This is a genomic window from Pseudochrobactrum saccharolyticum (genome assembly GCF_008801715.1).
In the GTDB taxonomy this organism is placed as follows: domain Bacteria; phylum Pseudomonadota; class Alphaproteobacteria; order Rhizobiales; family Rhizobiaceae; genus Pseudochrobactrum; species Pseudochrobactrum saccharolyticum.
In genome coordinates this window covers 1-10,539 of sequence record NZ_VZPG01000009.1, presented here as the reverse complement: position 1 = coordinate 10,539, position 10,539 = coordinate 1, and the positions used below count along the sequence as shown (strand labels likewise).

The 10,539-nt window shown below is 46.2% G+C and carries 8 protein-coding genes, 1 tRNA gene, 1 rRNA gene and 2 pseudogenes; 3 read left to right on the top strand and 9 right to left on the bottom strand.

All coding sequences use genetic code 11. The features are described 5' to 3' along the window. From F7P81_RS16960 to F7P81_RS16935, 6 genes and pseudogenes are all read right to left on the bottom strand, one after another. Nucleotides 1-1,595: pseudogene (locus tag F7P81_RS16960) on the bottom strand (hypothetical protein); the annotation flags it as partial. Nucleotides 1,596-2,239: 644 nt separating this feature from the next. After that, a pseudogene (locus tag F7P81_RS16955) lies at nt 2,240-2,393 on the bottom strand (transposase); the annotation flags it as partial. 203 nt (nt 2,394-2,596) lie between these two features. Next, nucleotides 2,597-2,857, bottom strand: coding sequence for a hypothetical protein (locus F7P81_RS16950; RefSeq protein ID WP_151160386.1), 261 nt, complete (start codon nt 2,855-2,857; stop codon nt 2,597-2,599). After that, nucleotides 2,854-3,075, bottom strand: a complete 222-nt coding sequence (locus F7P81_RS16945) for a hypothetical protein (protein ID WP_151160385.1) — start codon at nt 3,073-3,075, stop codon at nt 2,854-2,856. The genes F7P81_RS16950 and F7P81_RS16945 overlap by 4 nt, the downstream gene beginning before the upstream one ends. 162 nt (nt 3,076-3,237) lie before the next feature. Then, the gene (locus tag F7P81_RS16940; RefSeq protein WP_151160384.1) at nt 3,238-3,654 is read right to left on the bottom strand and encodes a hypothetical protein; all 417 of its coding nucleotides are present in this window, start codon (nt 3,652-3,654) and stop codon (nt 3,238-3,240) included. Between the two features lie 27 nt (nt 3,655-3,681). Next, nucleotides 3,682-4,236, bottom strand: coding sequence for a hypothetical protein (locus tag F7P81_RS16935; protein ID WP_151160383.1), 555 nt, complete (start codon nt 4,234-4,236; stop codon nt 3,682-3,684). Between the two features lie 116 nt (nt 4,237-4,352). Between F7P81_RS16935 and F7P81_RS16930 the strand changes: the two genes are divergently transcribed. From F7P81_RS16930 to F7P81_RS16920, 3 genes are read left to right on the top strand one after another with little or no spacing between them, the layout of a single operon-like run. Beyond that, on the top strand, nt 4,353-6,065 hold the full coding sequence (locus tag F7P81_RS16930; RefSeq protein ID WP_151160382.1) for a hypothetical protein: 1,713 nt from the start codon (nt 4,353-4,355) through the stop codon (nt 6,063-6,065). Then, complete coding sequence (locus F7P81_RS16925) at nt 6,062-6,637, top strand: hypothetical protein (RefSeq protein ID WP_151160381.1); 576 nt, start codon at nt 6,062-6,064, stop codon at nt 6,635-6,637. The genes F7P81_RS16930 and F7P81_RS16925 overlap by 4 nt, the downstream gene beginning before the upstream one ends. A 16-nt stretch (nt 6,638-6,653) precedes the next feature. Beyond that, a complete protein-coding gene (locus tag F7P81_RS16920; RefSeq protein ID WP_151160380.1) occupies nt 6,654-7,793 on the top strand; it encodes a COG3904 family protein in 1,140 nt (379 codons plus the stop codon). 1,092 nt (nt 7,794-8,885) lie between these two features. On the opposite strand, the gene F7P81_RS16915 is transcribed toward F7P81_RS16920, so the two are convergent. The 3 genes from F7P81_RS16915 to rrf all read right to left on the bottom strand — a co-directional run. Continuing rightward, complete coding sequence (locus F7P81_RS16915) at nt 8,886-9,392, bottom strand: hypothetical protein (protein WP_116089489.1); 507 nt, start codon at nt 9,390-9,392, stop codon at nt 8,886-8,888. A gap of 728 nt (nt 9,393-10,120) precedes the next feature. After that, nucleotides 10,121-10,197 (bottom strand) — tRNA-Met (locus F7P81_RS16910). 243 nt (nt 10,198-10,440) lie between these two features. Beyond that, nucleotides 10,441-10,539: ribosomal RNA gene (gene rrf / locus F7P81_RS16905) — 5S ribosomal RNA — on the bottom strand; the annotation flags it as partial.

The window sequence follows — 10,539 nt, the reverse complement described above, 5'->3', positions numbered from 1 at the left end:
CCGAAAATGCTCGCCCCCTGCATGACATTGATCTGTCCCACCAAGGCATTTTCTGACATGAAAATGGCAGCCTTGTTACCTGCAACACGGCCGGTCAGATCGAAACTTGAAACAAGTGGGCCATTCACTTCATTCAGAGCCGTTTCATAATAATCGGGAAAATAATTTTCAAAATCTCGTTTTCCCGAGGTTACAAAATAAGAACCGCGATATTCATTGTTGTCACCTAGTGAATTATGGCCAAAGTCAAAACTGACCGCGATACCATTTTCACCCAGTGCTTGCACATCACCACGTTGAGTCAGGGTGTGATTTTTTCCGTAAGCAAACAACACACCAAGACCGTTCTCACCGTTGGCGTGAACCCGTGTTCCGGGCAAAATAGTCATCGTATTGCCGATACCATCGACACGAATACCTGCACCTCCCGCCCCTGCGGATAGCAAATCTGCACGTTGGGCAATTATATTGCCGCTTCCATAGATATGAAGGCCGAGCCCCATGGTCGCGGTGTTATAGCTGTTGGGGATATAGGCAGTGCCTTCACTATTGCGAGCGAAGAAGGGATTATCATTGATCAAGGTAATGCCATCATTATAGACCGAGTAGCCAAACAGGTTACGGCGATCAATTGAGTAGCCAATATCTTGTAAGGCTGCGAATTCAGCCTCCATCAGCGACATATAATTTGAATATTGTTGATGGCTCATCATACTGTTCCTAAGCTCAGTATGCGAAAACGGGTCGTCCTTATAGCCAGGCACCAGATTTGAATCAACACGCACAGGAACACCCGGCATGGCACCATTGAGCACTGCATCTACATTCGACCCTGTAAAATAAGCAAATCCGTCATCGGCATCAAATGTATCAGCTCCTACCGCAGCGGGTTCACAAAAATTGCAAATAATCGTTTGATCAGGTGCGGCAGCCTTGCCATTGCTATCAATCAGATGACTGGTCCAGGCATTCAGAACAGGTGCAAACTTTGCCTTAATAGGGTTGTTGCCTGATTGTTGAGAATAGACTGATGCGGATATTCCGAGCGCATGGGCTATCTCATGTATGAGCGTGCTGGTCATATCGACCTTAGGGGTTTGGATCAGTTGTGATGGGACAAAGGGCTGCTCCCAATCCCAATCCATTTTACCAATCCATATCACCCCATGCGCGCCGACCACCAAGTGCGTCGGGTCGATTTCTCTATTATTTAAAGCGGCCTCAATAAGTGTTCCTGCACCATTTTTATCTCTGGCAATCGGGCTTGTCGCGGCAGCATTTTCTACATCTTCAGTACCAATATTAAAGATGGCAGGGTTTTCCCCCGGCGTGATCTTGATGATGTCTGCCCAATATTGCGCAGCGGAATAGGTGCGCTCCAGCGTTGCAGGATCAAAGACCCAAGTTGAGGTATCATTCCCGATAAATTTCCCGTCTTGCGGGTAAAACATCCGCAATTCAAAAACGGGATTGCCGTTCGCATCAGTAATTATATGAGGGGTGAAAGCATAAGCGCTACCTGAATATATGCTCGTCAACAACCCCGCTGATAAACAGGTTGTCGAAGCCAATGCCAGTATAGAACTCAGTTTCATCAAGATACCCCTCTGCCTGCTTAAATTATTATCGAATAACGATATAAAAAGCAGCATCTCAGGAAAAGCTATCACTGAAACTTGGTAGAAGTAAAAATACTATCATTATAAATATATCTGATGAACAATGAAGCCATGACTACATAATTAAAACCAAACTTAATTTTGGGAAACCCAAACCTGACCTAAACCATCTGAATTTGCACCCAAACAGTCATTCGTTTCTAATCGCAAGAGATGTCATTCAGAGAACTGAAACATATGGAAAAACAACCCTATTTCCATGAGTAATAGTATCAGATTTAAAATTAGCTACGGCATCAATTAGACTAAAGGCACACAGATTACTGCACACAAAATATCGCTAAAACAGATACCTGCACCCATTACGGTCATTAAATATTATATGTGGTCCGCTACGCCCCGATTTGAACCTATTTTACCTAAGGCACTGTTATAACTGATAAAAAGAGATTTCGATACATTTCGGGTTTTTTTGAAATACAAAAACCATCAACTAACTATTTGAATTAATTGAGAGTTCTCGGTTCTATTTAGTTGCGGAGGCGCGCAGCCACCGATACCGACATTTATTCTCAATTGAAATTTAAGCCTTATCTATTAGGCTCCAGTCTCATTGAGTTTCACAGCCAGAAGATAACGATTGCGGCGAGGAGGATGGCTGAGAGTAAAGTCTCCGGACATCGGCGGATCGCGTTGCAACGCGCCGCCAGTCCTTGAGGCGGCCGAACATGATCTCGATGCGATTGCGTGTTTGTAGCGCCGCTTGTCATATTTGCAGTTTCGCGCCAGCCGAACCTATCATTTCAAGTGAAAGTGAAAGTGAAAGTGAACCCAAAATCCATGAATTTGCATCATTACAACACCAGACAGATCATATAAGCGAGATCGCGCACCAGCAAGACACCCTAAGATATGAAGCTGAAATATGAATGCTTATTCTTTTGCGAATATAGGGCCTGACAATTGAGGAAAAATTTTTAGCCCGGAATGGAGCCGATAGGCCAATCACCGAAACTCACCTCAATTTCCGAAGCTTCGGATGGACACATCATCACAAGTGAAAATGCTTTTTCACCCTCTGCATACCAAGCTGCCTCTTGGGCATTCTTGTCTGCAAATTGTCCATAGCAGACCGCAGCCACACTCCCGTCAGCGGCGATCATCACGCCCCAATTCACGTCACCACCACTCGCTGGCTCAAAACCACGTGTATAAAGAAGTTTTTCACCCACCTTCATGATCGGTGTGGCGTCCGCACTTCCGTATAAAGAATATCGCGCACGTCCCCAGTCGGCACTGCGGCTTCAATAGCAGCGCGCACCTGCGGGTGGTTCAGAAAACGCGTGCCATCCACTTCATCATAGACATATTTTCCAGCATAAACAGCCAACGGCGGCGTAGCCGAAACCATTTCAGCCTGTGCGAATACATTGGAAATCGAGAATAGATTAACCAATAAAGGGTAACAATTTCATTAAAACAAATCTTTTAAATGTTATAAAATCTTAAGCCATTACTCACCTATTTGCGCTGATTACCACGATAGACTTTTTGATCAAGATACACACAGGCTCTCCTATAGGAGAGCCACAAGCACGAAATTTTATATGCGCAGAGCTTAGTTCTGCATTTTTTTCATCTGTTCGCACATGGTCTGCTTCTGACTTGCACTGCCTGCAGCAATTTTAGCTTTGGTTTCTTCATAGCCTTTGGTAAAAATTGTGTCGAACTCTGCTGATGAAAGTCCGCCAGCGGAAGATGCAGATTGCTGTCCTGCCTTCATTTCTTTCAGCTGATCAGCAGAATAACTACCACATTCTTCAGCCATGGCATGCATCGCGCCGCCGAACTCGGCGATTTTTGCCATATTTTCTTTTTCCTGCGCCATAACAGCACTTGGCACAAACACAGTCGCGCATAAGGCGGCCGCAAATAGCGTTTTTGTTACACTTGAATAGAACATAGAAATTCTCCCACAATAAATAGCCGAATAAAAGCTGCTGGCCTGCGTAAAGCACCCTGCAATAGCTTTCAATGATAAAATTATAGTATCGTGTAAGTATTATTGGCTTTTATTCTCACAGCGCTGCCATTCAAATTTGCCTGAATCATAGCACCAACCAGCTTGCTCCATGGCATCTTCAAGCGCGAATAGCGGGGCAATTTTGGTTTGCCCATCACGCTGACAAGTGAAGGACGCGATATCCTCGTCCCCTTTGAAGATGTGAACACCTGCTTCCAGCTCGGCCTCCTCATCAAGCCGGTCAAAACTCTGCCAGACCTGATATTTATAGCCCTCATTATTAAAAGTAACGGTTGAGGTAATGGCTCTGCCAACACCTTTCCATGGTGAGACGGTTTTGGCAGAAAAAGCCTCACTCAACGAGAGCCCGTCTTTGCCCTTTTCGGTAAATTGATAAGTAAATTTCGGGGCTGCATCACCATTCTCCGGCTCAATGCAAATTTGGAGATGCTTATTCTTGGCAACATTACAGGAAATAAATGTTTCACCCGAGCAATCAGGCGCAGCGAATGCAAGTTCCGTATCAACCACTGCTAGCCCGCCGCCCAGTGCCAGCAGTGTTAAAAAGGAAGTAACAAGGCTTTTATTTCTCATAAAGATAAACCACAAAATAAATAAATTTATATACTTGAATCAACGTGCATTAAGATTGACACATAGGGCGTATACATTAAGCATTTGCATTTTGAAATAACGAATCAAGGATACTTATGCAAAAACCTGTCTTCATTCTGATAGCCAGTCTGGTGCTTGGTACTATTTTTGGTTTTCTGGATGTCAGCAGTTTTATAGCTGATCAAGGCTTGAGCAATATTACCGGCTACGGTATTGGTGCTGCAGCAGTAACTATTCTTGGTATTGCCGGATTAATACGCCTGTCATGGGTCATTGCAGGCGCTGTTATCAACGGCTTACTCATTGCGGCTTTTGCCTATTTTGCATCCAACGGTATTCTGACAGGTGAATTTACCGGGCAAACAGTGGTAGCCACACCGCTTTTGATGATCATTTTGCTGCCGCTGCCATTTTGGGTTTCTTATGCGCAGACCCGTCATTTTGATTATGCAATCGTCTATCAATCCGCATGGAATATTTGCTGGCGCGTCTTCGGAGCGCTTGCCAGCCTATTTTGGGTCGCGATTTATTCAACCGCCTCGGGCATCGGTTCAGATATTGTCGATCCGGAACTGATGCGCTTTTTTCCATGGCTCATTGGTGGAGCGATAGCCGGTGTGGTTGCCATATTAACAGATCGGCTTGAGCCATCTTTCATCTCGCCAAGATCGCGCTTCATTGCACATCTGATCGGGCCGCAGTTGCTGTTGCCGCTCATGGCAATGATGATGCTGATCGTATTTTTCAGCACAGAAGCGGTCAATGACTCTCAGTTTTCAATCAGCCTCACTTTATGGGCCATGCTGAGCTGGTCAATTATTGCCACCATCATTGCCGAGCGTAATGAAGCAGAGCGTCTGCAAGGTGGTTATGACAGGCTAGGCAAAATCGCAGTGATTGCTGTTTTGGCTTTCGGGTTCCTGACCGCATGGCTGCTTTATGGTGATTATCAAAGTTTCGGTCTGGTGCCAGTTGATGTCACATTCATTTACCTGACAGTCATCGGGCTTATCTACGGCTTTGCCTATCTATGGGCACTAACCGGCGGAGCAGCATGGGCACAGCGTTTACGCTGCATCAACCTTGTCATGGTGCTTCCGGTTTACTGCATTTTTGCTCTGGCTTTGACGGATGCGCTCTCGCCGCTACGAGTTGCCGCACAGCAGCAAGTGAGCATGGCCTTGGCGGGAGATGCGCGCTTTACCGAACATAGTGTCAAGCAGCTGATGAAATGGGGGCAACCCGGTGCCGATGCCCTCAAAACCTTAAGAGAAGCTGTTGTCGACAAGCCTGAGCTTGGAAAACTTCTGGGCACGCTGCTCCCTGAAAAATCCAAACCACTATCCGTACCGGAACAAGTCATCACGCCTACACAGGGGCTTAAACTGCGCGATCAGCTCATTGAGCAGGCGGTTTTTGTGCCGGACAATGAGGAAATCCAGCAGATAACCCGCAATGCTTTTACGCTGATGCCGGATTATCTGTTTCAGAATTATGCGAGCCTATGCGCAGTAACGGAAGCGAATACAGGCTGTACCATTTATCTGGCCGATTTTCTTCCCCAAGCCACAGGCAAAGTGATCCTGATTGATAGCGGCAAAGCGGATCCGTTGCGTTTTCAGGCTTTACAGGTCAATGGAACAAATTCTGCGTCGCTGCAAACCTTTGTTCATGGCGACATCACCGATGAAGACAAAGGCGGCGCAATGGTTGCTGTTGCAGGATGCGACGTCAATGCTATGCAATTTGGCAAGGCACTTGTGTTGGCTCTCGATGGATTTGATAAGAAAAAGGCATGCCAATTATGAGCAATAGATTCACCTTTAAAATTTTGTCAGGTCTGATGCTCGTTGCAGCCTTAAGCCTGTCGCAGCCATTATCTGCAAAGGCGGATGCAGCAGAAGGCGATCTGGAAGGCGCCAAACTCAGCGAATTGCTGGAGCAATCCGGCATTCAATGCAGCGATACTAAGGGGCTTAACTGTAGCGCAGGAAATTACGAAGTGACCATTCATAGTGATTGTGCGGTTGCACCCTATTATGGCGCGATCTATGGCGGGCCTGCCAAGCTCAGCGCACGCGCTGGCGGCAGTGATCAGAAAATAGTCGCCAGTCTGGCCGAGGATCAGCTCATCTGCATCAAAGCGACAGCCAAAACCGGTATTTCAGATGCTGAATATTTTGTCATGGCAATGCCGATAGATCGGTTCGGTAAATGCGACGGTGTGAATGTTTTATGCCGCGTCTCTACACCATTGCCGGAGCCTTACCGCACGACTATGGAAAATTGTAAACAGCTGAAGAACGGCGAAATTTCATCTTGTCCGCAAGGCTGGGTACAGGCCGATGCGATCGAGCCTTATCCGAACGGCTTGGAATAAGAGGGGTACGGGAATCATGATCAATTACAAGTCATTATTAGCGAGTGCCTGCCTCGCCTTCTCACTCAACGGCACTGCTGTGGTCAGTGCACAGACACCACAACAGCAAGAAGCCAATTTCGAGCGCTATGGGCCGTTTTTCTTCTTTCCAGATAAGCCTGAGCTTCTCATTTATACCGGTCAGGTGGGCGCAAATGACCTGCTCAATCTTAAAAAAGCATTGCGCGAGAACCCTGCTGTCAACACGCTTATTTTGAGCAACAATCCAGGTGGTCTGGTTCATATCGGGCTGGTTATCGCGGAAGAAGTCTATGAGCGGGGCATGAATACTTATATTCCGCCGGATTCATATTGCGCTTCAGCCTGCTCCTTTGTGTTCTTTGCAGGCAAAAACCGTGTTGCCGATGGCCGTCTTGGCGTTCACCAGATTTCCGCACCGGAACTCAGCGGAGAACAAGCGCAATTTGGCGTATCGGATATTGTGGCGACTTTGCCAAAATATGGCGTATCAGCCGATGTGCTGGGCATTATGTTCAGCACACCAGCCAAGGATATGTATTATTTCAGCCCGCAGGAAGTGGTGAAATACGGTATCAATCGCACCGGTGAAACCCAAGTTGCCTCAGTGCAACCGGTCCAGCCCAATAGCGGCAATGTTACTACACCAAATCATGTTAGTCCGGCTCAGGCACCGCAACAAGCCGCCCGCCCGAGTGATGCCAATGCCAATCCTCAGCAACAGCACAATGCGCCAAGCGCCATGCCGGCAATGAATGATGAGAATAAGGCCATGAATGTTGCCGCCCTCATGATCCAGACTGGCAGTGCCAATAATGATGATGCGATGGCATTCGTGAATGAATATTACGCCGATACTGTCGATTACTTCAAAAAACGGCGCCCCAAAGCAGAAATTTTGCAGGATAAAAACAGCTATTTCAGCCGCTGGCCGGTCAGACGTTTTGTCGTTGATGAAAGCTCGCTGAAAGCCAAATGTGAAAATGGCCTTTGTGCAGTCTACGGTCTTTATGATTACACAGTGTCCAGTCCTGACCGCAACAAGCAATCCAGCGGGACCTCGAATTTCACTTATGTACTGGACCTACAAGACAACTACCGCATTGTCCATGAAGATAGCGAAGTAGTTAAGCGTTAAGGCTCTCCGCCATATTCTGATGTGCCAGAAAGTAGACTATCTGCCTTCTGGCACATCCGCATCAGAGCAAATGACCATACGCCACTTATTTAAGACACCGACACTGACCACCTCATGGAATTCAAGTTTTGGTAAGACCAGACCAAAATCATCCGCAATTTGTTACAATCCAAGCGTGATATCCTGACAGGCAAACGCAAAATCTTCTATTTTCAGCCATAAACGCAGCGAACTATCACAATATTGCAACGCCCGATAATCAAGTATGGATAACCGTGCTGTAGTCATGACTTGCCGGATCGCGTCAGCCGGGATCAGGCGGCGCTTACCATTTTTCCTCTACCAATACAGCAGATCATCAAGACGGTAGAAGATAAACGGCAAGGTTTCGCGTACCCAAACCACTTTCAGCGCATATATGCTTAGTGTTCTAATTCGCTATGATTCACTATTGAATAGTCTGCCATCTTTGCGTGTCACGCTCACAATTTTGGCTGCTTGGGCTCTCTGGAAAAAATATTACCCCTTACGCAATCTTATAAGCACCGTTTAGAGCATAACGATTGCAGTTTCCATTTTTCAGCTTTATCGCCATCAATTTATCAATGCTCTAGGCGGAACTATTCTCAACTGTTTGGCTGGTTGGCTGGCGCAAGCTTTGTTCGATACAAAGGCTGAATAATGCAACTGAAACACTATATAAAAGTGTTGAAAAACGCTATTTTTGCGTAGGGCAAAGCCTATATGAACGCAGTTTCAAGCCATCGTCGAAATGAAACCTGTCCGACGCAAGTATTTTAAGCTGTGCTTCATTCAAAAATTCTGCACGTAGTTCAGGTTGCTCGCATTTTGCTTTCAATGAATATTCATCGCCACCAATTAATTTTGCTCTGAAAATTCACATTGAATTTCAGCTATTCTAATCATTTGATTGCTAATTTGTGCCGCGTTTTTATTGCCAACCGTTTCACGAGATGTGCCTTCAAGATTATAGCGCCAGTCTGCTAAGGGCAGCGGATCATCAGCGAAGCTTGGCAATGTAAAAAAGCATAAGATCAAAAAACTACGTATAATCAAACCCAAAATCAGATATTAATCCCATTTATGTGGCGGCTGCGGTGGCGGCGGAAAGCTTTCTGCCCCCAAAATCGTATAGCGCTCTGCCAACATAGCTAGTTCTTTGCATTCAGAAATTATATTCGGTAAGATTGCGCCACTCCCAGTTTCTTTATCAGCATCCGCATGACAGCGAGCCTGAAGCTGTTTCTTCCACGCAGCATAGTCGCTATCTGTCTTAGCACCAGTCATTTTGATCGCATCACCCAGCAACAATTCCGCCTGAATAGCACGCTGAAATGCACACAGGTTCATATTGCGCTTATTTAATTCACAATCGTCGAGCATAAGTTGCAAATCACTAACCGAAATACCACTTCGGTTTGCAAGCTCGGTTAACACGCGTTTCTCCATGTTTTCCGAAAGGTTTCCGGCCATTACACTTGATGGTAAGAAAGTCAGTGCGACGATGTAATATAGTATTTTATGCATGATGTAGTCCTCAATCCCAGCGCCAATACGGAAATATTCGCCCATCAGCATCTTGTTACCACTTGAAACGGCCACATCACAATAAGGCTCTGGAGGACGGCAAGCCGTCTTTGTGATCTAAAGTAAACGGACCACCAAAATCGTCAATCGTCGCTTTTCGTCATTAGTTAAAGATATCACATACTCAAAGTTGCAAAGCCAAGAGCCTGTCACCAGATTAAACCCACTGGTTTTTACTAAAGGCTAATCCAGTGTTTTGACCTATTTCATAGGTCGCAGAGCGTGCACTTAGAAACATCTGTTGATCTACCCCAAGCGCAGTTTGCAAAGAGGGTAATGGTAGCTTGATCATGGCGTTAAAAGCAGTTGTCATCGCGCATCAGCTTTTGCCAAGGTCACCGTCCAGTTGATCAGCGGTATAACAAGGTTGTTTTCCAAAACAGTCTTTCAGCTTGCAAATTTTTCGGCAGCTCGAACATCCAACATGGGCGAGCAAAGCTGCCTTTCGATTATCTTAGGGCTTCAACAACCTACGTTAGACGAACATCATCATATACCACCACGCTCGCACCTTTTGGGTTCTCCGCCTCCCCCCCAAAAAAACTACGATCATTAAATATTGTATGTGGTTGCGTAGTTCGTTACCCCCGATTTGAACCTGTTTTAGCTAAAGCACTGTTATAACTGATAAAACGAGTTTGCGATGCTTTTCGGGGATTTTCGACAAACAAAAATCATCATCCAATTATTTGAATTAATTGAGTATTTTGAATTTTGTTTGGTTGCGGGGGCAGGATTTGAACCTGCGGCCTTCAGGTTATGAGCCTGACGAGCTACCGGGCTGCTCCACCCCGCGTCAAAGTTAGTACAAGCCTGTGAGGCCCGGGAGCGAAGTCAGCCTCTTTTTCAGGTTATGGGCCTGATGAGGTGAGGCCGTATAGCAATCGATTAATTATCGATTGTAGGCCGAACGGGCGCTCCGCCCTAGATATATGATCGCTTAAGATTTGCTTTGAAGATTGTCTTATCGGTAAGCGATTAATTTGCGCGTTTAGCGCTGAATGTTTGAGAAGATGTTTTATTTCTGTGCCTTTTGCAGACCTGGCAGCGACCTACTCTCCCGTGTCTTAAGACAAAGTACCATCGGCGCTGGAGCGTTTCACGGCCGAGTTCGGAATGGGATCGGGTGCAGCCGCTC